This is a genomic window from Cellulomonas sp. NPDC055163, from assembly GCF_053607065.1.
In genome coordinates, this window is sequence record NZ_JBSGSU010000007.1 from 246961 (window position 1) to 271183 (window position 24223).

Annotated in this window: 22 protein-coding genes; 8 read left to right on the forward strand and 14 right to left on the reverse strand. The window is 73.7% G+C overall.

Going from position 1 to position 24223, the window contains the following annotated elements:
- From ftsX to ACWFNE_RS15670, 10 genes are all read right to left on the reverse strand, one after another.
- Positions 1–915 carry a permease-like cell division protein FtsX gene (gene ftsX, locus ACWFNE_RS15625; protein ID WP_452123337.1) on the reverse strand — a complete coding sequence of 305 codons (915 nt, stop codon included), beginning with the start codon at positions 913–915 and terminating at the stop codon, positions 1–3.
- A gap of 12 nt (positions 916–927) precedes the next feature.
- Entirely contained in the window at positions 928–1617 is a 690-nt protein-coding gene (gene ftsE, locus ACWFNE_RS15630; RefSeq protein WP_034624646.1) for a cell division ATP-binding protein FtsE, read from the reverse strand.
- A gap of 282 nt (positions 1618–1899) precedes the next feature.
- Positions 1900–3015 (reverse strand): peptide chain release factor 2, encoded by a 1116-nt coding sequence (prfB, locus tag ACWFNE_RS15635; RefSeq protein ID WP_452123338.1) that lies wholly within the window; start codon positions 3013–3015, stop codon positions 1900–1902.
- 30 nt (positions 3016–3045) lie between these two features.
- Positions 3046–3537, reverse strand: a complete 492-nt coding sequence (locus ACWFNE_RS15640; RefSeq protein WP_452123339.1) for a pilus assembly protein TadG-related protein — start codon at positions 3535–3537, stop codon at positions 3046–3048.
- Positions 3534–4040, reverse strand: a complete 507-nt coding sequence (locus ACWFNE_RS15645) for a pilus assembly protein (protein ID WP_452123340.1) — start codon at positions 4038–4040, stop codon at positions 3534–3536. The genes ACWFNE_RS15640 and ACWFNE_RS15645 overlap by 4 nt, the downstream gene beginning before the upstream one ends.
- Positions 4041–4198: 158 nt before the next feature.
- Positions 4199–4606 carry a TadE family protein gene (locus ACWFNE_RS15650; protein WP_452123454.1) on the reverse strand — a complete coding sequence of 136 codons (408 nt, stop codon included), beginning with the start codon at positions 4604–4606 and terminating at the stop codon, positions 4199–4201.
- A 40-nt stretch (positions 4607–4646) separates the two neighbouring features.
- Entirely contained in the window at positions 4647–4874 is a 228-nt protein-coding gene (locus ACWFNE_RS15655; RefSeq protein WP_452123455.1) for a hypothetical protein, read from the reverse strand.
- Between the two features lie 122 nt (positions 4875–4996).
- Positions 4997–5929: a type II secretion system F family protein gene (locus ACWFNE_RS15660; protein WP_452123341.1), complete on the reverse strand. Its 933-nt coding sequence runs from the start codon at positions 5927–5929 to the stop codon at positions 4997–4999.
- Positions 5926–6786 carry a type II secretion system F family protein gene (locus ACWFNE_RS15665; RefSeq protein WP_452123342.1) on the reverse strand — a complete coding sequence of 287 codons (861 nt, stop codon included), beginning with the start codon at positions 6784–6786 and terminating at the stop codon, positions 5926–5928. Before ACWFNE_RS15665 ends, ACWFNE_RS15660 begins: the two co-directional genes overlap by 4 nt.
- An 8-nt stretch (positions 6787–6794) precedes the next feature.
- Positions 6795–8021, reverse strand: a complete 1227-nt coding sequence (locus ACWFNE_RS15670) for a CpaF family protein (RefSeq protein ID WP_452123343.1) — start codon at positions 8019–8021, stop codon at positions 6795–6797.
- 157 nt (positions 8022–8178) lie between these two features.
- On the opposite strand from ACWFNE_RS15670, the gene ACWFNE_RS15675 reads away from it, so the two are divergent.
- Together ACWFNE_RS15675 and ACWFNE_RS15680 are read left to right on the forward strand one after the other, a co-directional pair.
- On the forward strand, positions 8179–9090 hold the full coding sequence (locus ACWFNE_RS15675; RefSeq protein WP_452123344.1) for an aldose 1-epimerase family protein: 912 nt from the start codon (positions 8179–8181) through the stop codon (positions 9088–9090).
- Between the two features lie 133 nt (positions 9091–9223).
- Positions 9224–9670, forward strand: coding sequence for a VOC family protein (locus ACWFNE_RS15680; protein WP_452123345.1), 447 nt, complete (start codon positions 9224–9226; stop codon positions 9668–9670).
- 462 nt (positions 9671–10132) lie between these two features.
- Here ACWFNE_RS15680 and ACWFNE_RS15685 read toward each other — a convergent pair whose 3' ends face one another.
- The 3 genes from ACWFNE_RS15685 to ACWFNE_RS15695 all read right to left on the reverse strand — a co-directional run bounded on the left by ACWFNE_RS15685 (position 10133) and on the right by ACWFNE_RS15695 (position 14609).
- A complete protein-coding gene (locus ACWFNE_RS15685) occupies positions 10133–12001 on the reverse strand; it encodes a D-alanyl-D-alanine carboxypeptidase family protein (protein ID WP_452123346.1) in 1869 nt (622 codons plus the stop codon).
- A gap of 209 nt (positions 12002–12210) precedes the next feature.
- Positions 12211–13251 carry a hemolysin family protein gene (locus tag ACWFNE_RS15690; RefSeq protein WP_452123347.1) on the reverse strand — a complete coding sequence of 347 codons (1041 nt, stop codon included), beginning with the start codon at positions 13249–13251 and terminating at the stop codon, positions 12211–12213.
- Complete coding sequence (locus ACWFNE_RS15695; RefSeq protein WP_452123348.1) at positions 13248–14609, reverse strand: hemolysin family protein; 1362 nt, start codon at positions 14607–14609, stop codon at positions 13248–13250. The genes ACWFNE_RS15690 and ACWFNE_RS15695 overlap by 4 nt, the downstream gene beginning before the upstream one ends.
- Positions 14610–14884: 275 nt before the next feature.
- Between ACWFNE_RS15695 and ACWFNE_RS15700 the strand changes: the two genes are divergently transcribed.
- The 5 genes from ACWFNE_RS15700 (at position 14885) to ACWFNE_RS15720 (ending at position 22723) form a co-directional block, all read left to right on the forward strand.
- Positions 14885–15655 (forward strand): response regulator transcription factor, encoded by a 771-nt coding sequence (locus ACWFNE_RS15700; RefSeq protein WP_452123456.1) that lies wholly within the window; start codon positions 14885–14887, stop codon positions 15653–15655.
- Positions 15652–16728: a HAMP domain-containing sensor histidine kinase gene (locus tag ACWFNE_RS15705; RefSeq protein ID WP_452123349.1), complete on the forward strand. Its 1077-nt coding sequence runs from the start codon at positions 15652–15654 to the stop codon at positions 16726–16728. The genes ACWFNE_RS15700 and ACWFNE_RS15705 overlap by 4 nt, the downstream gene beginning before the upstream one ends.
- 94 nt (positions 16729–16822) lie before the next feature.
- A complete protein-coding gene (locus tag ACWFNE_RS15710) occupies positions 16823–17887 on the forward strand; it encodes an ABC transporter ATP-binding protein (protein ID WP_452123350.1) in 1065 nt (354 codons plus the stop codon).
- On the forward strand, positions 17884–18702 hold the full coding sequence (locus ACWFNE_RS15715) for an ABC transporter permease (RefSeq protein ID WP_452123351.1): 819 nt from the start codon (positions 17884–17886) through the stop codon (positions 18700–18702). Before ACWFNE_RS15710 ends, ACWFNE_RS15715 begins: the two co-directional genes overlap by 4 nt.
- 214 nt (positions 18703–18916) lie before the next feature.
- Positions 18917–22723 carry a multifunctional oxoglutarate decarboxylase/oxoglutarate dehydrogenase thiamine pyrophosphate-binding subunit/dihydrolipoyllysine-residue succinyltransferase subunit gene (locus tag ACWFNE_RS15720; protein ID WP_452123352.1) on the forward strand — a complete coding sequence of 1269 codons (3807 nt, stop codon included), beginning with the start codon at positions 18917–18919 and terminating at the stop codon, positions 22721–22723.
- A 186-nt stretch (positions 22724–22909) separates the two neighbouring features.
- Here ACWFNE_RS15720 and ACWFNE_RS15725 read toward each other — a convergent pair whose 3' ends face one another.
- A complete protein-coding gene (locus tag ACWFNE_RS15725; RefSeq protein WP_452123353.1) occupies positions 22910–23905 on the reverse strand; it encodes a GlxA family transcriptional regulator in 996 nt (331 codons plus the stop codon).
- Positions 23906–23999: 94 nt separating this feature from the next.
- Here ACWFNE_RS15725 and ACWFNE_RS15730 point away from each other — a divergent pair, with 94 nt between their 5' ends.
- On the forward strand, positions 24000–24140 hold the full coding sequence (locus ACWFNE_RS15730) for a hypothetical protein (protein WP_452123354.1): 141 nt from the start codon (positions 24000–24002) through the stop codon (positions 24138–24140).
- The last annotated feature ends 83 nt before the right edge of the window (positions 24141–24223 follow it).

A 24223-nucleotide genomic window follows, 5' to 3' on the forward strand; every position in this document is an offset into this window, starting at 1 on the left:
TCACACCCTCGTGTAGCGGCTGAGCGTCACGACGGACGAGATCGCGGCCAGGCCGATGGCGATCGCGACGAGGAACGGCGTCACGAACCAGACGTCCGACGTCGAGACGTACGGGATCCACTCGACCGACGCGCCGAGCCAGTCGGTCACCAGGTACTTCACGCCCACCCACAGCCCCGCGACCGCAAGGCCGGCGCCGATGGTCGCGGCGATCGCGCCCTCGAGCATGAACGGGAGCTGGATGAACAGGTTCGAGGCGCCGACGAGCCGCATGATCCCGGTCTCGCGGCGGCGGCTCATCGCCGAGAGGCGGATCGTCGTCGTGATGAGCAGCACGGCCGCGAGCAGCATGACCGCGGCGAGGCCGGCCGAGAGCAGCGTCGCCCGGTTCAGCACCAGGAACAGCTTGTCGAACAGCGCGCGCTGGTCCTGGACCTCCTCGACGCCCTGCCGCCCCGTCAGCACGTCCGCGACGACCTGGTACTTCTCGGGGTCCGCGAGCTTGATCCGGTAGGAGGTGTTCATGTCGTCGACGGTCGTCTCCGCCGCCCACCACTGGTCCGAGAACTGCTTCTCGAACGCCGCGAACGCCTCGTCCTTCGACTCGAAGTAGATCTTCTCGACGTACGGGTCGATGTCCGGGGAGTCGAGCGCCGCCTGGATCGCGGCCTTCTGCTCCTCGGTGACCTCACCGGCGGCGCACGTCGGCTCCGGCGAGTCGCGGGGGCACAGGAAGACCGAGACCTCGACCTTGTCGTACCAGTCGCCCTTCATCGCACCGATCTGCAGCTGCAGCAGCGCGGCGGCGCCGACGAACGTCAGCGACACGAAGGTCACGAGGATCACCGAGATGGACATCGACAGGTTCCGGCGCAGGCCGATGCCGATCTCGGAGAGGATGAACTGCAGTCTCACGGGGGTGCCCTCTCAGCGCGCCGAGCCGTACACACCGCGCGACTGGTCACGGACCAGCTCGCCGGAGGACAGCTCGATCACGCGCTTGCGCATCTGGTCGACGATCTCGTCGTCGTGCGTCGCCATGACCACCGTGGTGCCGGTCCGGTTGATCCGGTCGAGCAGCCGCATGATCCCGAGCGACGTGGTCGGGTCGAGGTTCCCCGTCGGCTCGTCGGCCAGCAGGATCGACGGGCGGTTGACGAACGCGCGGGCGATCGCGACGCGCTGCTGCTCGCCGCCCGAGAGCTCGTGCGGGCGGCGCTTCTCCTTGCCCGCGAGCCCGACCATCTCGAGCGTGTCGGGGACCGTCGTGAGGATGTGGTGGCGCGGCTTGCCGATCACCTGGAGCGCGAACGCGACGTTCTCGAAGACCGTCTTGTTGGGCAGCAGGCGGAAGTCCTGGAACACCGCGCCGATCTGGCGGCGCAGGTGCGGGACCTTCCACGACGAGAGCGTCGTGAGGTCCTTGCCGGCGACGAAGACCTTGCCGGCGGACGGGCGCTCCTCGCGCAGCACGAGCCGCAGGAAGGTCGACTTGCCCGACCCGGACGCCCCGACGAGGAAGACGAACTCCCCGCGCTCGACCTCGAGGTCGACCGCGTCGAGGGCAGGCCTCGCGCCGCGCGCGTAGACCTTGGTGACGTTCTCGAATCGGATCACGGCTCGGGGCCAGTCTCGGGGGCAGGGATGGGGCGCGTGCTCTGGCCTCGTCCACCGTAGGCAGGCCCGGCGGACGTTCGGCAGCAGACACGCCGCCGCCCCGGTGCCCCATCGAGCGCACCGCGGAACGTCACCCGGGGCGTGTGCCCGGTACGTCCCGGTACGTGCGGGTACGTCGCAGCGATGAGCCCATCCCCCTGTTCGTGCTCCCCTGCCCGGTCGAGGTCATTTCCCGCTGAAGACACTGTCGACCGGCGCACGCCCGTTCTGAGCGGTTCGCCCCTACGCGTCGGGCTGCTGCCCCCGCCGCCAGCGGATGCCGGCCTCGAGGAACCCGTCGATGTCGCCGTCGAACACCCCGGAGGTGTTGCCGACCTCGTACTCCGTGCGCAGGTCCTTGACCATCTGGTACGGGTGCAGCACGTAGGAGCGCATCTGGTCGCCCCAGCTCGCCTTGATGTCGCCGGCGAGGGCCTTCTTCGCGGCGTTCTCCTCGGCCTGGCGCACCAGGAGGAGGCGCGACTGCAGGACGCGCAGCGCGGCCGCCCGGTTCTGGATCTGCGACTTCTCGTTCTGCATCGACACGACGATCCCGGTGGGGATGTGCGTCATGCGGACCGCCGAGTCGGTCGTGTTGACGGACTGACCGCCCGGGCCCGACGAGCGGAACACGTCGACCTTGATCTCCGACTCGGGGATCTCGACGGAGTCGGTCTGCTCGATGAGCGGGATGACCTCGACGGCCGCGAAGGACGTCTGGCGGCGGCCCTGGTTGTCGAACGGCGAGATGCGCACGAGGCGGTGCGTGCCGGCCTCGACGGACAGGTGCCCGAACGCGTACGGCACCTTGACCTCGAACGTCGCGGACTTGAGGCCCGCCTCCTCGGCGTACGACGTGTCGAGCACGGACGTCGGGTAGTTGTGGCGCTCGGCCCAGCGCAGGTACATGCGCATGAGCATCTCGGCGAAGTCGGCGGCGTCGACGCCACCGGCCCCGGCGCGGATCGTGACGACGGCCTCGCGCTGGTCGTACTCCCCCGCGAGCAGCGTGCGGACCTCGAGCTCGCCGAGGTCCTTGCGGATCCCGAGCAGCTCCGACTCGGCCTCGGCGAGCGTGTCGGCGTCGCCGCCGTCCTCGGTCGCCATCTCGACGAGCGTCTCGAGGTCGTCGATGCGCCCGCGCAGCTTCTGCACCCGGTCGAGCTCGGCCTGCGCCGCCGACAGCGCCGACGTGACCTTCTGCGCGGCGTCCGGGTCGTCCCACAGGTCCGGGGCCGACGCCTTCTCGGACAGGTCGGCGATCTTGACCCTCAGCGCCGTCGGGTCGCTGACCGCCTGGATCGAGTCCAGGGTCGTGCGCAGGTCGCGGAGCTCAGCGGTGAAGTCGGTGGTGGCCACGGGTGTCGAGGTTACCCGCTCGGCCCGGACTCACCACGCGCGGGCCGTCGACTCGGCCTCGAGCACGATGCCGTCGGACCACGGGGCGGTGACCCAGCTGACCAGAGCCGGTCGGACCAGGGCGCGGAGCCGGACCTGCGCCGACCTGCCGTCGACCGCCGCTGCGTCGACGAGCTCGAGGCGCACGAACCGGTCGCTGATCTCGGGGTTCTCCCCGAGGTAGGCCCGCGCGGCGCCCTCGACCGCACGATCGGTCAGCAGGATCCGCCCGCCGGAGGTCGCCCCGCCCGCGGTCGACGGGTCGAAGTAGGAGCCCGTCGAGAGCGCGTCGGCCGCCTCGAGCGCCGTCGCGTCGGCAGTCGCGAGCAGCCGCTTGCGGTCGAGGTGCACCCCGGTCGCCGAGACCACGACCGTGACCAGCAGCAGCGCGACGACGACGAGGCCGAGCGTGAGGATCGTCGTCTGCCCGTCGTCCGCACCGGCGCGCCCGACCCGGGGACGGCGCCGCGCCCACGCCGTCACGACGACGCCCGGAACGTGTCGACCGCCGCGACGTGGTGCCCGACGACGGGGACCGACAGCGGGACCACCGACTGCACGACCGGCGGGACGAACGGCAGCAGCACGTCCACGGCGACCGACGTCGCGACGTCGCTGCCCGGCGCGAGGCACGGGCTGCTCGAGCAGGTCAGGGTCAGCGCACCGGCGGGGTCGACCTCGTCGAACCCCTGGTCCCGCAGCGCGAGGCCCACCGACGCCAGCGCCCGCTGCTGCCCGAGGGAGGCGTCGTCGGCCCGGACATAGCTGCGGGCCGCCTCCCGCGCCGCGCCCTCGGCGGCGAACGTCGCCGCCTGCACGCGCCCGAGCACGAGCACGAGGTAGAGCACCGGCAGCAGGAGCACGAGGGTCAGGGCGAGGAACTCCACGACGGCGCTGCCCTCGTCGGAGGCGCGCGACGGCTCGGTCGCCGTAGCGGCGGACGTCGCCGGGACGACCACGGCCACGGACGTCGCTGGGTCAGACACGTCGACGAGCGCCCCGGCGCCAGCCAGCACGGCGGCCCTCGCGGGGGAAACCACGGCCCGGGGCGTCGCGAGGGCGACCATCTCGGCCGGCGTCGCCGCACCGACGCCGGCGGACTCCGGCGCAGCGGCTCGCGGTGCCGCGGATCGGCGGTCCGCCGTCACGGTGCCGGGTCCTCGGCGAGCGCGTGCCCCCGGACGGTCAGCGCCCCGCCGGGACCCAGCAACCCCGCGACGGGTAGCGGGGCCGTCACCGTCACCTCGACGACGTCGAGCCCGTCGAGCCGGGTGCGGGCCGCTGAGACGTCCTGCGCGTACGCGTCCGACAGCGCACTCCCGATGAGCGCACGGGTGCGCGCGACCCCGTCCTCGGGCGCACGGTCCGCGAGCGCCGCGTACCGGGCGCCCTCGGCCGCGCAGTCGACGAGCGTGCTGCGTACGTGCTGCACGAGCGTGAGCTGGACGACGCCGGCGAAGAGCAGCGTGACGAGGCCGCCGACCAGCGCGAAGTCGACGACGGCAGACCCGCGCTCGCCGTCGTGCGACGCCACGCGCGCGCTGGCGCGCACCTCGCGCCAGGGCACCCCGCCCACGGACGTCGGCACCGCCTCAGCCACCCGGGCCCTGCACGCTCGACAGCGAGTCCTCGAACACCTGCGCGAGCCGTGGCCCGGCAACCGCCCACAACGTCACGACCAGACCAGCGGTCATCAGGGTCACGAGGACCCAGCCCGGCACGTCCCCCCGGTCCTCGCCACCGGTGACGAACCGCGCTCGCAGGCGACGCAGGACGCCGGTCCCCCGATGTGCCGCAGAGCCTGCGGCGAGCGCGGGCATCTCGGCGGCGCCGTCCGGTGCAGGCGGCGGAGCCGTGCGGTCGAGGCTGCGGGTCACTCTCATGGTTCTCCTCCAGGGTGCTGCGGTACGGGACCGCGGTGGCACGTGCACGTCGGCGCGGCTCATCGCCCGACGTTCAGGACGGTCATGCTCGGGAAGACCGCGAAGAGCACGGTCACGGGCAGGATGAGGAACACCACCGGGACCATCATCAGGACCTCCTTGCGGCCGCCGGACTCCATGAGGACGCGACGCCCGTGCTCACGGACGTCCTGCGCCTGCGCGCGGAGCACCTCCGCGAGGGGTGTGCCGCGCTCGACGGCGACCGCGACCCCGTCCGCGAACCGCGCGAGCGCAGGCAGCCCGGTGCGGTGCGCGAGACGTTCCAGCGCGACGGTCAAGGGAGTGCCGGAGCGGGCGTCGGCGAGGGTCCGCGCGAGCTCGCCCGAGAGCTCGCCGCGGGTGGTCCGCACCACGCGCTCGAGCGCCCCGACCGCCCCCTCGCCCGCGCTGACGGACAGCGCGAGCAGCTCGGCCACGGTCGGCAGCTCGGCGAGCAGCCTCGTCTCCCGCGCCGCGACCTGGCGGGAAAGCTGGTAGTCGCGCGCGAGTGCGCCCGTGGTCCCGGAGAGCACCACGAGGACGACGAGGGGCGCGAGCGGCGCGCCGCGGGTGGCGGCGAGCAGCAGCGCGACGAACAGCCCGCCGGCGAGCCCGAGCACGCCCCACACGACCTGGCCAGCACGGAACTCCTCGACCGACTCACGCCGACCGGCGCGTTCGAGGCGCCGCCGCACGTCGGCCGTCGGCGACCCGAACCGTGCGACCACGCGCACCCCGTCGGCCATCACGGGAGCGATGAGCCGCTCGAGCGTCGGGAACGGCGACCGGACGACCGGGGTGCGCAGGAGGGTGGAGGACGACCGCCGCGGGCGCAGGTACGGTGCGAGCCGGTCGTCGAGCCGGACCCGGCGGGCCGCGAGCCTCGACCACACGAGCGCTGCTCCCGCACCGCCGAGCAGGCCGATCCAGGCCCCGAGCAGCGCGCCGCTCACCGCAGCACCCGCGGGTCCTCGGGCAGCCGCCCGATGCGCACCATGACGGCGTACGCGACGACGGAGCAGGCGGCACCGACGAGCAGCACGATCCCCCCGCTCACCGAGTTGTACGCGTGCGCCGCCTCGGGCCGCGTCCCGAGCAGCGCCAGGATCAGCCAAGGCGCCGCCACGGCGAGCCGCGCGGCGTACACCGTCCAGCTCTGACGCGCCTCGAGCTCCCCGCGCGTGCGGGCGTCCTCGCGCAGGAACCCGGACAGCGTCCGCAGGAGCCGCCCGAGATCCGTCCCGCCGACGTCGCGCGTGAGGCGCAGCGCCTCGACGATCCGGTCGGCCACGGGGTCGGCCAGGCGCACCTTCAGCGCGTCGAGGCACTCCCCGAACCGGCCGGTCGCCCGGTAGTCCTCGGCGAACGCCGCGAACGGCTCGCGCAGCTCGACCGGCCCGCGGTCACCGAGCTGGCCGAGCGCCTCCGGGAGCGAGAGCCCCGCCCGGATGCCGGAGCCCAGGTGGTCGACGATCTCCGGCCACACGTCGCGCAGCTGGGTGCGCCGCCGCCGCGCGCGCCCGCGCACGAGGGCCGACGGCGCCGCGCACGCCATGACGGCGAAGCACGTCGCGATCGCAGGGGCCCGGGTCAACGCCGAGCCGAGGACCAGCACGACGACCCCGAGGGCCGCGCTCGTCGCCGCGAGCGCACCGGGGGTGACCTGGGCCGCCCCTGCCTGCACGAGCAGGTCCTGCGTCCGGGCGTGCCATCCGTCGCTGCGCCGCGTCCGGCGCACGGGCGCCGACCACAGCGACCACCACACGCAGCACAGCCCCGCGCCGAGCACGAGCCCCAGCACCACTCCCACGGCGCGCCTCAGCGCCCGGCGCGCAGCAGCGCAGGGAGGTCAATGCCGGCGCGCGCGAACCGCTCGACGTGCGGCGGGTACCCCTCGCCGCGCACGAGCGTCTCGCCCTGGCGGTGGAACAGGTCGGCGAGCTCGACCACCCCGTTCTCGACGCGGCCGGGCACGCCGACGACCTCGAGGACCCGGCGCCGTCCGCGGGCGTCCAGGCCGAGGTGGACGACGACGTCGATCGATCCCGCGACCGTCGGGACCACGAAGCGGTCCGACACGTTCTCGCCCGCGAGGAGCGGGAGCGTGCAGAGCTTCGTGATCGCCTCGCGCGCGGAGTTGGCGTGCAACGTACACATGCCTGGCACGCCGGCGTTCAGCGCGACGAGGAGGTCGAGCGCCTCCGCCTCGCGCACCTCGCCGACCATGATCCGGTCGGGGCGCATGCGCAGCGCCTCCTTGACGAGCCGGCGCAGCGGGATCTCGCCCGTGCCCTCGAGGCTGGGCTGGCGGCACTGCAGACCGACGACGTCGCGGTGCAGCAGGCGCAGCTCGAAGACCTCCTCGCACGTGACGATCCGCTCGCGCGCGGGGATCGAGCCGGCGAGCGCACCGAGCATCGTCGTCTTCCCCGCCTGGGTGGAACCGGCGACGAGCACGTTGAGCCCGACCCGCACCGCGGCGTCGAGGAAGCTCGCGGCCGCGGGCGTCAGCGAGCCCAGCGTCACCATGTCGTCGAGGTCCCGCGCGCGGGCGACGTACTTGCGGATGTTCACGGCCCAGTGCTTGCGCGTGACGTCCGGGATGACGACGTGCAGGCGCTCGCCACCCGGCAGGCTCGCGTCCACGAACGGGCTCGACAGGTCGAGGCGGCGCCCCGACGTCTTGAGCATCTGCTCGACGAGGTCGCGGACCTGCCCCTCGGTCAGGATCGTCGTGGTGAGCTCGGGTTCCCCGCGTCGGGCCACGAACACCTGCTCGGGGGAGTTGATCCAGATCTCCTCGACCTCAGGGTCGTCGAGGTAGCGCTGCAGCGGGCCGAGGCCGGCGACCGCGTCGAGCACCGCCTTGAGCGCCGCGGGCGGGTCCGGCAGCACCGGGACCGAGCCGAGGAGGCTGCGCTCGTCGTAGTCCGCGAGGACGTCGGCCACGAGCGCCTGGACACCGCGCCGGTCCCGCAGGGGGTCCAGCCCGCGACGGCGGATGAGCGCGCGCACCTCGGTCTCGAGGATCTCGACCCCGTCCACTTCGCCCCCTGCCGTCGCCGCACTGCGCCGCCCCGACAATAGGGAGGATCCGGACACGCCGTCGCCGGTTGTCCACACCCCGGATCTCGCAGGCCCGCGCACGAGCGGACGTCCGCGCCGGGAGACCCGCGCCCGCCCGGCCCGCTAGCGTGGTGACGTGAACATCCCAGCCCCGTCCGGACGCCAGTACCACCTCGCGCGCGGTGACCAGCACGCCACGATCGCGGAGGTGGGCGCCAGCATCCGCGAGTACTCGGTGGGTGGCCGCGACGTCGCGCTCCCGTTCGAGAAGGACCAGATCGCGCCCGCGTACTCGGGCGCCGTCCTCGCGCCCTGGCCCAACCGCCTGACCGACGGGCAGTACACGTTCGACGGCGTCGAGCACCAGGTCCCCGTCAACGAGCCGGGCCGGATGACGGCGCTGCACGGGCTCGTCTCGCACGCGCGGTTCACGCCGAGCAGCCCCGTCTCGGACACGTCGGTGACCTTGGAGCACGAGATCGTGCCGACGCTCGGCTACCCGTTCCCGGTGCGCGTGCGCGCGACGTACGCGCTGACCGACGAGGGTCTCGAGGTGCTGGTCACGGCGACGAACCTCGGGCAGCACGCCGCGCCGTACGGCGTCGGCTTCCACCCGTGGCTCTCCCCCGGCGACGCCTCGGTGGACGAGTGCACGATCCAGGTCGACGCCGCGACGCGCGTGCTCGTGGACGACCGGCTCCTGCCGACGGGCACCGCGCCGCTCGGGGCCGACGACGACATGCGCACGCCCCGCCCGCTCGCCGGCCTCGCGCTCGACGACGCGTTCGTCGACGTCGTGCGCGACGACGACGGCCTCGCGTGGATCACGCTCGCGTCGCCCGACGGCCGCGCGTCCGCGGTCTGGATGGACGACACGATGGACACCTGGCAGGTCTGCACGGGCGACGACATCCCCGGCATCATGCGCCGCGGCGTCGCGTGCGAGCCCATGAGCTGCATCGCCGACGCGTTCCGCACTGGCGAGCGCCTCGTACGCCTTGAGCCCGGTGCGAGCCACACCGTCCGCTGGGGCATGCGCCTGCTCTGAGCCGCTCGGCGAGGGATCTCCGACGGACCACGGGCCGGGCGACGACGCCCGGCCCGTGCTGCGTGATGTGCCCCCAGGACGCGCCGCCCGCCCCGCCGTCCCACCCCGACCCGACCCACAGGAGGACGTGCACGTGACCCGAGGTGCCCTCCACCACGTCGAGCTCTGGGTGACGGATCTCGCGGCCTCGGAGGCGACGCTCGGGAGCCTCCTCCTGCGCCTCGGGTACGCCGAGTCCCGTCGGTGGACGACCGGCGTGCGGTACGACCTGGGCGCGACCTACCTCGTCCTGGAGTCCGGCCCCGACGTCAGCGGCTCGCACGAGCGCACCCGCGCCGGCCTGAATCACCTCGCGTTCCACGCCGGGACGCCCGAGGAGCTCGAAGCGCTCACGCAGGCTGCCCTCGCGGACGGATGGACGCTCCTGTTCCCCGAACGCCACCCGTTCGCCGGCGGATCCGAGCACCATGCCGCGTACCTCGCGGACTGCTCGGGCTTCGAGGTCGAGCTCGTGGCGAGCGCGGAGTGGGAACCCGCGCCCGAGGTCCTCGCAGTCGACGACGCGGGTCGTCGCCCCTGAACCCGCCACACGGCGACGCCATGAGACACACGCGTTGAACCTCGCGAATCACTCAGCGGCTGAGACTCGGGACCGGGCCTCGCTCCCATAACGGCCGGCCCCGAGGCGCTGAACAGCACCGTTGCGACACGACTCCTGCGCCGGAGACCCTCACGACGCAGGTCGGGCGGGCTCGGCATCACGGGGTCGTCGACGGCCCACGCCCGCGAGACATTGGGTGGCGACGTCACGAGATGGTCGGGTTCACGCTGCCCTCCAGCGTGGCGGTCCCGCTCAGCACCACCGCCGCCCAGCGGCAGCTGCAGGGCGGCTCGATGAGCCACCCGGGTGCGCTCAGGGCGGGCGGGTCAAGGTGCCTCAGCCCGAGCGGTGCGACCGCGTCGACCCGTCCACGTGCGCGCAGGACGGGTGGGCGACGCGGTTCAGCGCGAGCGGCGCGACCGCGCCGGACGACGGCGGCGGTCAGCCGTAGAACTCGCCGTCCTCCTGGACGCCCTTCGTGTACTCCCAGTGCCAGCGCTCGTACGGGCCGCTGCCGCCCGGGCGGGCCCACGCGGGGTTGTCCCAGCCGAACGACGGGGCGTTCTCGTTGAGCCACGTCCACTTGGCGCCCGTGGTCTCCGAGGAGCACAGGTCGACGGCGAGGCCCCAGCCGTGGTTGCTCTTGCCGGGGGCAGCCGCGAGGCCGCCCTTCTGCGCCTTGACGGACCGCTGCTGCGCGAGCGTGCGGTAGCCGCTCGACAGGCACATGTCGACGCCGAAGCGGGCGATGAACGCCTGGTTGAGGACCGCGAGCGACACGGCGGCGTCCGCACGCAGCTGCGTCTTGCCCTCCCACAGCGTGCACAGGTCGTCGGTCGCGAGCAGGCCGTTGGCACCGGCGGCGCGGGTCGCACCGTCGCAGCCGGGGAGCGGCTCGCGCTCCTCGCTGCGGCTCGCGGCCAGGTCGGAGCGCATCGGGCTCGCGTCCGCGGAGACGAGGGATGCCGGCGGGAGGCCCGACGCGCTCGACGCGGTGAGGGCCTCGACGGTGTCGGGAAGCTCGGCCTCGACGACCGCAGGGTCACCGAAGTCCCCTCCACCGGGGAGCGCGTTCTCGACGACGGGGACGACGACCGTGACGCCGAGCAGGGCCACGACCACGCCCGTCCGTGCGGCCCAGGTGCCGCCGCGCGGCCCGTGCGCGATGCCCTTCGCCGGGGCGGTGCCAGCCGAGCGCGGGACACGCCGGGAGGCCGAGCCCGACGACGCGCGTGCGGCGCGGCGGGAGGCGACGGTGCCGGAGTCGACCGCGTGCCCGGCAGCCGCGTCGGCCGTGGCCGGGATCACGTGCGTCGTGTCGGCGTCGGGTGTCGCGGGGATCGTGCGCGTCGTGTCCGCGTCGGGTGTCGCGGGGATCAGGTGCGTCGTGTCGGCGTCCGGCGTCGCCGCCATGACGTGGGTCGTGTCCGCGTCCGGGGTGCGCGGCACGACGCGCGTCTCCTCGACCGCGGGGGTGCGCGCGACGGTGCGCGTCTCGTGCGGTGCACCGTCGTGCTGCGGCGCGACGGGGGCCGAGGGTGCGCTCCCACGGCGGACGACGCGAGTCTCCTCGAGGGCAACCTGGCGGGGGGCCTCGACAGCGCTGCGGTGGGTGACCTCGCCCGCGCTGGGGCGGCTGACGTCGGCAGCATCACGGCGGCTGACCTCGGCGGGCGCCTCGGGTACGGCTCGGCGGGCGGAGCGCGTCCCAGCGGCACCTGCGGACCACGGGGACGTGCGGGCCTCGTCGGCCGTCCCGGCACGTGACCCGACGCGGGTCTCCGCCGCAGCCCCGCCGGCGTGGGGTGCAGCCGGTGCGCCCTCGACGTTCGCCCAGCGCAGGGCCCTCGGCTCCGCCGCAGCGCCGTCCCGCGGGACCACGCGGGTCTCGTCGACCGCACCGGAGTCCCGGAGCCTCGCCCGCGTCGCCACCCGGGACGGGGCCGCCGGCGCCCTGCCAGCGGTTCCGGCCACGCCGCCGCGCACGTCGGGCGCCGGAGCACCGGGACCGCGGTGCAGCACGCGCGTCGTGTCCGGGGACGTCGAGCGCGACAGGACGCGCGTCTCGTCGGGGGCCGTGCCGCGCGGGACCGCGAGCGTCGCGACGGGGGCTGCCTGGACCCCGCCCTCGCGCGCACGTGCCGGGGGCTCGGCGCCGCGCGGGACCCGGGTGGGCTCGGGGGCGAACGACGGCACGGGCGCCGCTGCCGCCGCAGCGGCGAGAGCGGCCTGACGGGCCTTCTCGGCCTCGCGCAGCTGACGACGCGAGACGGGGGCTGCGGGAGCGGACTCGATCGGGTCGGACCCCACGGAACCTCCGCTCACGACTGGTCGGGACAGGACGCCACCCGCACTCTCGCACGTCCGGACACCGTCTCAGGCGCCCTTCTGCGGGGTGCGGTCACGAAACCATAACGGACGGTCGGGGGCGTTCCAACCCCGCTGAACACGCGTCCAGGACCGGATCCGCAGGTCCGGACCGGGTGAACAACTCGCGAACAACGCACGAACCACCCACGTCAGAGCTGCTGACGCTGCATCGCGTCGCGCACCTCGCCGACGAGCTCCTCGAGGATGTCCTCGAGGAAGACCACGCCCACGGCCCGGCCGTCGACGTCGACCCGCGCGAGGTGCGACCCCGAGCGCTGCATCGCGCCGAGCGCCGTCTCGACCTCGTCGTCCGGCCCGACGACCGCGAGCGCCCGCACCCGCCACGACGGGACCGCCATGGTGCGGTTCGTCGCGTCGGCGTACAGGACGTCCTTGAGGTGCAGGTAGCCGCTGATGACGCCGCTCTGGCTGCCGACGGGGAAGCGGCTGTACCCGGTGCGGGCCACGAGGCGCTCGATCTCGTCGGGCGTCGCGCCCTCGGGTGCCATGACGAGGTCGGCGACGGGGACCATGACCTCGGCGGCGGTCCTGTCGGAGAACTCGATCGCGCCGGACAGCAGACCCTGCGCGTCGTCGAGCAGCCCCTCAGCCTGCGAGCGCTCGACGATCGACTGCACCTCCTCGGCGGTGAACGCGGAGGCGACCTCGTCCTTGGGCTCGACGCCGAACGCACGGAGCACGTGGTTGGCGAGCCAGTTGAGCGCGTGGATGAGCGGGCGCACGACGCGCCCGAGCCACACGAGCGGCGGCCCGAACCACAGCACGGCCTTGTCGGGGCTCGACACGGCGAGGTTCTTGGGGACCATCTCGCCGAGGACGACGTGCAGGTACACGACGATCAGGAGCGCGACGACGAACGCGATCGGGTGCGCGAGGTCCGTGCTGACGCCGAGCGCGTGCAGCGGGTCCTCGATGAGGTGCGCGATCGCGGGCTCGGCGACGACGCCGAGGCTCGTCGAGCACACGGTCACGCCGAGCTGCGCGCACGCGAGCATGAGCGAGACGTGCTCCATCGCCCACAGGACGGTCCGGGCACGCCGGTCGCCGGCGGCCGCGAGCGGCTCGATGGCGCTGCGGCGCGCGGACAGGATGGCGAACTCAGCGCCGACGAAGAACGCGTTGCCGGCGAGCAGCAGCACGCCGAGGAGGAGGGCGACCTCGGAGCTCATGCGCGCTCACCCCCGCGTGCGGACGTGCGCGGCGCGGCGTCGGCCTCGCCGTCACCCTCGTCGGGCACGGCCTGCACGACGAGCCGCTCGACGCGCCGGCCCTGCATCTGCTCGACGCGCAGCCGGACGCCGTCGACGACGACCTCGTCACCGAGCTGCGGGACGCGGCCGAGCGCGGCCATCACGAGCCCGCCGAGCGTCTCGTAGGGTCCGTCGTCGGGCACGGTCAGACCCGTGACCTCGGTGAGCTCGTCCGGGCGCAGCAGGCCGGGCAGCGCCCACGAGCCGTCGATGCGCCGGGCGCTCGTCGCGCGCCGGCGGTCGTGCTCGTCGGCGACGTCCCCGACGAGCTCCTCGATGACGTCCTCGAGCGTCACGACGCCGGACGTGCCGCCGTACTCGTCGACGACGACGGCCATCTGCAGGCCGAGGTCGCGCAGCTCGACGAGCAGCGGGCCCAGCCGGACCGTCTCGGGGACGCGCGGTGTCTCGACCATGAGCGCGGCGACGGGAACCTCGGGGCGCTTCTCGAACGGCACCCCGATCGCGCGGCGCAGGTGCACGACCCCGACGATGTCGTCGCGGCTCTCCCCGATGACCGGGAACCGCGAGTGGCCGGTCTCCCGTGCGCGGGTCATGACGTCGGCGGCGGTGTGCTCGCGGCGGAGCACGACCATGCGCTGCCGGTCGGTCATGACGTCGACGGCGGTGAGCTCCTCGAAGTCGATCGAGTTGGTCAGCAGGGTCGCGGTCGACTCGTCGAGCGTCCCGACGGCGGCCGACCGGCGCACGAGCGAGGCCAGCTCCTGGGGCGAGCGCCCGCCGGAGAGCTCCTCGCGCGGCTCGACGCCGACCCGGCGCAGGAGCGCGTTGGCGCTGCCGTTGAAGAACGAGATGACGGGGCTGAGCGCGGTCGTGAACGCCCGTTGGAGGGGTGCGACGGCGCGCGCGGTGCCGAGCGGGTGGCTCAGCGCGAAGTTCTTGGGGACGAGCTCGCCGAACAGCATCGAGAAGCCGTTGACGAGGATGATCGCGAGGAGCACGGACACCGCGCCTCCGACGGCCGCGCCGAGGAACGAGTCCTCGAGGGCACCGCCGAACATCCGGGCGACCGCGGGCTGCGTCGTGTAGCCGAGCAGGATCGTCGTCACGGTGATCCCGACCTGCGCGCCCGAGAGCTCGGTGGAGAGCCGGCGCAGGGCCTTGACGACGGACTGGCCCCGCTTGTCGTCGGGGAGCGTGTCCTTCTCGACGAGGCCGGGGTCGAGGGTCACGAGCGCGAACTCGCTCGCGACGAACACGGCGGTGCCGGCGGTGAGGAGGACGCCGAGGCCGACGAGGAGCCACTCGGTCAGCACGCGGACCTCCCGGCGCCGGCGACGCCGCGGTCACCGGCGGCGCGGCGCACGACCGACGGACCGCACGGCACGCCGGCGGTCGTCAGGGCACGGGGGACGAGGGCAGTGGAGGGGCCGGCATGGTCGCTCCCGGGCTCGGAGGCCCGGGCAGCACGCCGGCAGCTACTTGAGCTGCTCATGGTCGGACCATCGTACGGAACGTCGGACGGCGCGGCATCCGGCACGCGAGGGTCCGTCGGCCGCCGGCGCGCCTGTGCCACCCTGGGCGCATGACGATGTCGAGCACCCCTGGCGCCGGCGGCCCGGCGCAGACGACCGGCGCCACCACGACCGTCCTCGTCGTCGAGGACGAGCCCGCGATCGCGCAGGCGATCAGCCAGCGCCTGTCCGCCGAGGGGTGGCGCGTCGAGACGGTCGGTGACGGCCACGCGGGCGTCGAGGCCGCGGCCCGGCTGCAGCCCGACGTCGTCGTGCTCGACGTCATGCTGCCCGGGATCGACGGGCTCGAGGTGTGCCGGCGCGTCCAGGCCGAGCGCCCCGTGCCCGTCCTCATGCTCACGGCGCGCGACGACGAGACCGACATGCTGATCGGCCTGGGCGTCGGCGCCGACGACTACATGACGAAGCCGTTCTCGATGCGCGAGCTCGTCGCCCGCACCAAGGCGCTGCTGCGCCGGACCGAGCGCGCCGCGCAGGCAGCCGCGCAGCAGGCGACCCAGCCCGACGCGACGCCGCCCCTGACCGTCGGGGACGTCGTCGTCGACCGCGCGCAGCGCCGCGTGCACCGCGCCGGCGAGGAGGTCCACCTCACGCCCACCGAGTTCGACCTGCTGCTGACCCTCGCGGCGACGCCCCGCACCGTCCTCACGCGCGAGCGCCTGCTCGCGGAGGTGTGGGACTGGGTCGACGCGAGCGGCACCCGGACCGTCGACTCCCACGTCAAGGCCCTGCGCCGCAAGCTCGGCGCGGACCTGATCCGCACGGTGCACGGCGTCGGTTACGCGTTCGAGCCGGCGACGGCGCCCTCGGGCTCGCCCGCCCCGTGAGCGCGGGGGTCCCCCGGCACTCGCGGGCCGACGGGCGCCGGCCGCTGCTGCCCGACGTGCGCCCGCTCGACAGCTTCCGCTCGATCAAGATCAAGCTCGGGATCCTCGTCGCGGCCACCGTGACCCTCGCGGCCTTCGTCACGTGGCTGGGCCTGCACAACTCGCTGGGTCCGAGCCGCACGCTGCCGCTCGCCGTCGCGTTCTCGCTCGTCGTCACGCAGGTCCTCGCGCGCGGCATGACCTCTCCCCTGCGTGAGATGACGGCGGCGGCCCGGGCCATGGCGGGCGGCGACTACTCCCAGCGGGTGCAGGCCACGAGCCACGACGAGGTCGGTCAGCTCGCGGCGGCGTTCAACACGATGGCCGAGGACCTCGAGTCGGCGGACACGCTGCGCCGGGAGCTCGTCGCGAACGTCTCGCACGAGCTGCGCACCCCGGTCACGGCGCTGCAGGCGCAGCTCGAGAACATCGTCGACGGGGTGAGCGAGGCCGACCCCGCGACGATGCGCGCCGCCCTCGCGCAGACCGAGCGGCTCGGACGGCTCGTCGCCTACCTGCTCGACCTCTCGCGCGTCGAGGCGGGCGCGGTCGGGCTGGACATCACCGACCTGCCGCTGCGCGAGTTCCTCCAGGAGGCGGCCGACCAGGCGGCGCTCGTCGGCGCCGAGCGGGGGCTGCGCTTCCCGGTCGTCGTCGAGCCGCCGGACCTCACCGTGCCCGCCGACCGCGAGCGCCTGCACCAGGTGGTGGCGAACCTCCTGCACAACGCGGTGCGGCACTCCCCGACCGGCGCGGAGGTACGGCTCGAGGCGCGCCGGGCCGGCGGGGACGTGCGCATCGACGTCGTGGACCAGGGGCCGGGCATCGCGCGCGACCAGCGCCAGCAGGTGTTCGAGCGGTTCGTGCGCGGCAACACCCCGGCGATCACGGGTCAGAGCTCGACGGGCGGGACGGGCCTGGGTCTCGCGATCGTGCGCTGGGCGGTCGACCTGCACGGGGGCTCGATCGTCGTCGCGGACACGGGCGCCGGCAGCGGCTGCACGATGCGCGTCACGCTCCCGGCGCGGCGCTGAGACGGGACGGGACGGGGGTCGTCGACCGGCGCGCCCCGGCCCGGGACACGCCGGGCCGCTCGTGACCTGCGCGTTCGCTCAGTAGGGTGCCGCCATGAGTCCGACCGCCGTCGAGGACGGCATCAGCGTCCGCAACCTGTCCAAGTCCTTCGGTGCCGTGCGCGCCGTCGACGACCTGTCCTTCGACGTCCGTCCGGGTCGTGTGACCGGCTTCCTGGGCCCGAACGGTGCAGGGAAGACGACGACGCTGCGCATGCTGCTCGGCCTCGTCGAGCCGACCTCCGGGACCGCGACGATCAGCGGCCGTCGGTACGCCGACATCGAGCGCCCGCAGCGCGTCGTCGGCGCCGCGCTCGAGGCCGCGAGCTTCCACCCGGGTCGCACCGCGCTCGACCACCTGCGCGTCTACGCACCCCAGGCCGGGGTGCCGGACGCGCGCGCCCGTGAGGTGCTCGACCTCGTCGGGCTCTCGGACGCGGCGCGCCGGCGCGTCGGCGGGTTCTCCCTCGGCATGCGCCAGCGGCTCGCGCTCGCCACGACTCTGCTCGCGGACCCGCGCGTGCTGCTGCTCGACGAGCCGGCGAACGGGCTCGACCCCGAGGGCATCCGGTGGCTGCGCGTGTTCCTGCGCGCGCTCGCCGCCGAGGGGCGCACCGTGCTGGTGTCGAGCCACGTTCTCTCCGAGGTCGAGCAGACCGTCGACGACGTCGTGATCATCGCCCGCGGCCGGCTCGTGCACGCCTCGACGCTCGCGGACCTCGAGCGCCTCGCGGCGCCCGGCGTCCGCGTCACGTCCCCGGACGTCGCCGGTCTGCACGCGCTCGTCGAGCGCGAGGGCTGGTCGCTCGCTCCCGTCGCCGCGACGCCGGGCGGCACTCCCGGCGCACGTCCCGCCGCGGGTGCGGCGAGCGACCCGGGTGCCACGACCGTGCCGGGTGCGACGACCGCCACGACCCTCGAGGTCCGGGACGTCGACGCCGCGACCGTGGGCGCCGCGGCGTACCGCGCCGGCCTCGAGCTGCACGGGCTCGCCCCGCGCGACACCGGGCTCGAGTCGATCTTCCTGGGCCTGACCGGCGGCGCCGCCGGTGAGGCCGCCGTGCCCGCAGCGCCCGCAGCACCCACGACCCCCACGACCCCGACCGGAGGTGCCCGATGAGGGCCGCGCTCGTCACCGAGTACCGCAAGATCGTCACGACGCGGCTCTGGTGGGTCCTGCTGCTCGTCATGGTCGGCTACATGATGTTCATCGCCGGGTTCATGGCGTGGGCGTTCACGCAGGGCGGCGGCATGGGTGGCAGCCCGGCGGGTGGCGGGGGCGAGGCGCCCGAGCTGACACCGGAGGCGGTCGTCCGCACGGTGTACACGATCGCGGTGACGTTCGGGTACGTGTTCCCTGTCATCGTGGGCGCACTGTCCGTCACCACCGAGTTCCGGCACCAGACGATCACCCCGACGCTGCTCGCCGAGCCCCGCCGGAACGTCGTCCTCGTGGCGAAGCTCGTCGCCGGCCTCGTGATCGGCCTCGTCTTCGGGGTCGTCGCGACGCTCGTGACGGCGGGCACCGGTGCCGGCGTGCTCGCGGCCCTCGGGGAGCCGACGTTCCTGGGCGAGGTCGAGACGTGGCGCACGCTCGCGCTCTCGGCGCTCGCCCTCGCCCTGTGGTCGGTCGTGGGCGTGGCGCTCGGGACGGTGCTGACGAACCAGGTCGCGGCGATCGTCGTGCTCATCGCGTTCACCCAGTTCGTCGAGCCCGTGCTGCGCGTCGTCCTGGGGCTCACGTCGTGGGGCAAGGACGTGGCGTCGTTCCTGCCGGGGGCGGCGGGCGAGGCCGTCTCGGGCGGGTCGTTCTACGCCGAGGCCGGCATGGGCGCCCTGCTCGACTGGTGGCAGGGGATGCTCGTGCTCATGGCGTACGCGCTCGTGCTCGCGCTCGTCGGGCGCGCGACGACGTTCCGCCGCGACATCACATGACCTTGCCGACCCGGCCCGCACCGGGTCTTGGGGCCCGGGAGACAGCCCCGTGACCCCAGGTTGACCGCGCCCGGCGGACTTCGCCGAACTCCCGTGGAAAGCGCTCTCTCAGCGCGTGCGGAGTGCTCGTCCGGGACCGTGCTGACGTAGGGTTGTGGTCAAACAGATCCGGCGATGACGCGGCGCGGCCGCGGCGGAAGTGGGCGATCCTCGCGTGTCCCAGAAGGCAGAGCCAGTCTCGAGCAAGGCCGATTTCGGCGCCAACGAGTGGCTCGTCGACGAGCTGTACGAGCAGTACCTCAAGGACAAGAACGCGGTCGACCCCGCGTGGTGGGAGTTCTTCGAGGGCTACAAGCCGGGCGAGGGCGGCGACGGCGCCGGTGCACCCGACGCCGCAGCGGCGCCGGCCACCGCGCCCGCCCCGACCAGCGCCGCCAACGGGCAGCCGCCGGCCCCGGCTCGGCCGGCACCCGCCGCACCGGCACCGACCGCCTCCCCCACGGCTCCCGCGAGCGCCGACGACACGGTGATCCCCGAGCCCGCCGAGCCCGTGGCCACGATCCCGCCGGTGGCGACCGCGCAGCCCGCGACCGCGCCCTACGCGGAGGTCGCCACGGCGAGCCGCACCTCGCCCGCCGACGCCGCCGAGCCGACCGACGAGGTCCAGAAGCTCCGCGGCCCCGCCGCGCGCGTCGTGACCAACATGGAGGCGAGCCTCGAGGTCCCGACCGCGACGTCGGTGCGTGCCGTGCCGGCCAAGCTCATGGTCGACAACCGCATCGTCATCAACAACCACCTCGCGCGCGGCCGCGGCGGCAAGATCTCGTTCACGCACATCATCGGGTTCGCGCTCGTCGAGGCGCTCAAGGACATGCCGGCCATGAACGCCGGCTACAGCCTGCTCGACGGCAAGCCCGCGGTCACCACCCCCGCGCACGTCAACCTCGGCCTCGCGATCGACCTCGCCAAGCCCGACGGCACGCGCCAGCTGCTCGTCCCCAGCATCAAGAAGGCCGAGACGCTCGACTTCGCGCAGTTCTGGAGCGCGTACGAGGACGTCGTGCGGCGCGCACGCGGCAACAAGCTCACGGTCGACGACTTCGCGGGGACCACGATCTCGCTGACCAACCCGGGCACGATCGGCACCGTGCACTCCGTGCCGCGCCTCATGGCCGGCCAGGGCACGATCGTCGGCGTCGGCGCGATGGACTTCCCCGCCGAGTTCGCCGGGACCTCCGAGGACCAGCTGAACCGCTTGGGCATCTCCAAGGTGCTCACGCTCACGTCGACGTACGACCACCGCATCATCCAGGGCGCGCAGTCGGGCGACTTCCTGCGCATCCTCGCGAACAAGCTGCTCGGCCAGGACGACTTCTACGACCGCATCTTCCGGTCGCTGCGCGTGCCGTACGAGCCCGTCCGCTGGGTCCGCGACTCGCCGTCGGACCCCGACACCGAGGCCACCAAGCCGGCGCGCATCGCGGAGCTGATCCACTCCTACCGCTCGCGCGGCCACCTCATGGCGGACACCGACCCGCTCGCGTACCGCCAGCGCAAGCACCCCGACCTGGACATCCAGAACCACGGGCTCACGCTCTGGGACCTCGACCGGGTCTTCCCGACCGCCGGGTTCACGGGCAAGCCCCGGGCCAGGCTCCGCGACATCCTCGGGCTCCTGCGCGACTCGTACTGCCGCTCGATCGGCATCGAGTACATGCACCTGCAGGACCCGCGCCAGCGCCGCTGGCTCCAGGAGCGGCTCGAGTCCGGGTACGCCCGCACGCCGCGCGAGGACCAGCTGCGCATCCTGCGCCGCCTCAACGCCGCCGAGGCGTTCGAGACGTTCCTGCAGACGAAGTTCGTCGGCCAGAAGCGCTTCTCGCTCGAGGGCGGCGAGGCCGTCATCCCGCTGCTCGACGCGATCCTGTCGAAGGCCGCGGACAACGGGCTCGACGAGGTCGGCATCGGCATGGCCCACCGCGGTCGCCTCAACGTCCTCGCGAACATCGCCGGCAAGTCCTACGGGCAGATCTTCAGCGAGTTCGAGGGCAACCAGGACCCCAAGTCCGTCCAGGGCTCGGGCGACGTGAAGTACCACCTCGGCACCGAGGGCACCTTCACCGCCGAGTCCGGCGCGACGACCCAGGTCTACCTCGCGGCGAACCCCTCGCACCTCGAGGCCGTCGACCCGGTGCTCGAGGGCATCGTGCGCGCCAAGCAGGACCGCATCGACCTCGGCGGCGACGGGTTCTCCGTGCTGCCGATCCTCATCCACGGCGACGCGGCGTTCGCGGGCCAGGGCGTGGTCTGGGAGACGCTGAACCTCGCGCAGCTGCGCGGCTACCGCACCGGCGGGACGGTGCACGTCATCATCAACAACCAGGTCGGGTTCACGACCGGGCCGTCGTCCTCGCGCTCGTCGCAGTACGCCACGGACATCGCCAAGGGCCTGCAGGTCCCGATCCTGCACGTCAACGGCGACGACCCCGAGGCGTGCGTGCGCGTCGCCGAGCTCGCGTTCGAGTACCGCGAGCAGTTCGACCGCGACGTCATCATCGACATGGTCTGCTACCGCCGCCGCGGCCACAACGAGGGTGACGACCCCTCGATGACGCAGCCGCTCATGTACAACCTCATCGAGGCGAAGCGCTCGGTCCGCAAGCTCTACACCGAGACGCTCGTCGCACGCGGCGACATCACGCTCGAGGAGGCCGAGCACGTCCTGAAGGACTACCAGGCCCAGCTCGAGCGCGTGTTCACCGAGACGCGCGAGGGCGGCTACACCCCGCCCCCGTCGAGCGAGCCGGTCGCGGGCCTCGAGCGGCCCGAGTCGCAGCTCGAGGACGCCGGGATGATGGTCGGCTGGAAGACCGCGGTCGCCCCTGCGGTGCTCGAGCGCATCGGCCGTGCGCACGTCCGACCGCCCGAGGGCTTCACCGTCCACCCGAAGCTCGCGCAGCTGCTGACCAAGCGCGAGCAGATGTCGCGCGACGGCAACGTCGACTGGGGCTACGGCGAGCTGCTCGCGTTCGGGTCGCTGCTCATCGAGGGCACCCCGGTGCGCCTCGCGGGGCAGGACTCGCGCCGCGGCACGTTCGTCCAGCGCCACGCCGTCATGCACGACCGCGAGACCGGTGCCGAGTGGACCCCGCTGCTGTACCTCTCGGCGGACCAGGCGAAGTTCTGGTGCTACGACTCCTCGCTCAGCGAGTACGCAGCGCTCGGCTTCGAGTACGGCTACTCGGTCGAGCGCCCCGACGCGCTCGTGCTGTGGGAGGCGCAGTTCGGCGACTTCGTCAACGGCGCCCAGACCGTGATCGACGAGTTCATCACCTCGGCCGAGCAGAAGTGGGGCCAGCGCTCGTCGGTCGTGCTGCTGCTCCCCCACGGCTACGAGGGCCAGGGTCCGGACCACTCGTCGGGCCGCATCGAGCGGTTCCTGCAGATGTGCGCCGAGGAGAACATCACGGTCGCGCAGCCGTCGACGCCCGCGTCGCACTTCCACCTGCTGCGCCGCCAGGCGTACTCGCGGCCGCGCCGCCCGCTCGTGGTCTTCACGCCCAAGTCGATGCTGCGCCTCAAGGCGGCGTCGTCGTCCGTCGAGGACTTCACGACCGGCACGTTCCGCCCGGTCATCGGCGACGACCTCGCCGCGGCCAAGGCGAACCAGGTCGACCGCGTCCTGCTCTGCTCGGGCAAGGTCTACTGGGACCTGCTCGCGCACCGCGTGTCGTCGGGCGACGAGCGCACGGCGATCGTGCGGCTCGAGCAGCTGTACCCGCTCGAGGGTGACGCGCTGCGCGAGGCGCTCGCCCCGTTCGGCGACGCGGAGCTGGTGTGGGTGCAGGACGAGCCCGAGAACCAGGGCCCGTGGTCGCACGTGTCGATGCACGCGCCCCAGCTGCTGGGCCGCACGCTCCGGGTCGCCTCGCGCGCTGCCTCGGCGTCGCCCGCGGCCGGCTCCGCGAAGAAGCACCAGGCCGAGCAGGCGCGGCTCGTCGAGACGGCGTTCGCCCGCTGAGCGTCGGCGCGCGCCCTGCACGTACGACGACCGACGCCGCGCTCCCGCCCGGGGAGCGCGGCGTCGGTCGTCAGTGGGTCGCTCGCCGGAGAGACGCGCCGGTGAACCAGTCGCAGGCAGGGTCGCCGTCGACCGTTCGCGCGTGAGGGGCTCCCGCGTCTCGGCACCCCGCACGGCGCGGCGACGTCAGACGGTGACAGCCTCGGTGGCGGCAGCCTCCATGGTTCCGTCGACCTCGGCGGGGCACGCGAACGTGCGCCGGTACGCCTGCGGGCTCGTGTCGAGTGCCCGCGCGAAGTGGTGCCGGAGCACCGAGGCGCTGCCGAACCCGCACCGGCGGGCGATCTCCTCGACGCTCGCGTCGGTCCGCTCGAGCATCTCCTGCGCACGGGAGAGCCGCTGCCGCGTGACCCACGCGGCGGGCGTCGTCCCCGTCTCGGCGCGGAACCGTCGTGCGAACGTGCGCTCGGACATCAGGGCACGCGCCGCGAGCTCGGGGACCGCGAGCTCCCCGTCGAGGTGCTCGACCATCCACGCGAGGAGCGGCGCGAGCGTGTCCGCGTCGCACGGGAGCGGGGTGTCGACGTACTGGGCCTGCCCGCCGTCGCGGTGCGGCGGGACGACCATGCGGCGGGCGATCGCTGCGGCGGGGGCGGTGCCGAGCTCGCGCCGCACGAGGTGCAGGCACGCGTCGATTCCGGCCGCAGTGCCGGCGCTCGTGATGATCCCGTCGTCCTCGACGTAGAGGACCGCCGGGTCGACCTGCGCGAGGGGGTACTCGCGCGCGAGCTGGTCGGTGTACATCCAGTGGGTCGTGCAGCGGCGGCCGTCGAGCAGCCCCGCCTCGGCGAGCCCGAACGCGCCGCTGCAGACGCTGAGCACCCAGGCTCCGCGCGCGTGGGCGGCGCGCAGCGCGACCGCGACACTCTCGGGGAGCTGCGTGGGCGCCCCGTAGGCGGGCAGGACCACGAGGTCGACGCCCTCGGTCGCGTCGAGCCCGCGCTCGACCATGATGCCGAGGCCGAGCTTCGTCGGCACCAGGCCGGGCTCGACGGTGCAGATCGTGAAGTCGAACGACGGGCCCCCGGTGTCGCGGCGGTCGATGCCGAAGACCTCGCACACGACGCCGAGCTCGAACGGGGCGACCCCCGGCAGGACGATCGCGGTGACGGAGCGGAGCATGCGCTCAGTATGGGCACGCGCTTGGCAGAAGATCAACGAGCATCGTCAGATCTGCCACTGTCGGCAGGAATCGTGCCGTCGCAGACTTTCTGCCATGAGCCTCTTCCTGATCGTCCTCGCCGCCGTCCTCCTCCTCTGGTGGGTCGCCCGCCTCGTCGCCACGCTCCGGGGCGACGGGTACGGGCTGCGCCCGCCGCCGCGCTCGCACGAGCACGACCGTCCGCTGCGCGCCTGAGCACACCCCGACGCGGCGCACCTGCGCACCTCGACGCCGCGGCACCTCCACCCGCACGGGTGATCCGGCGCGCCTGCGGATGA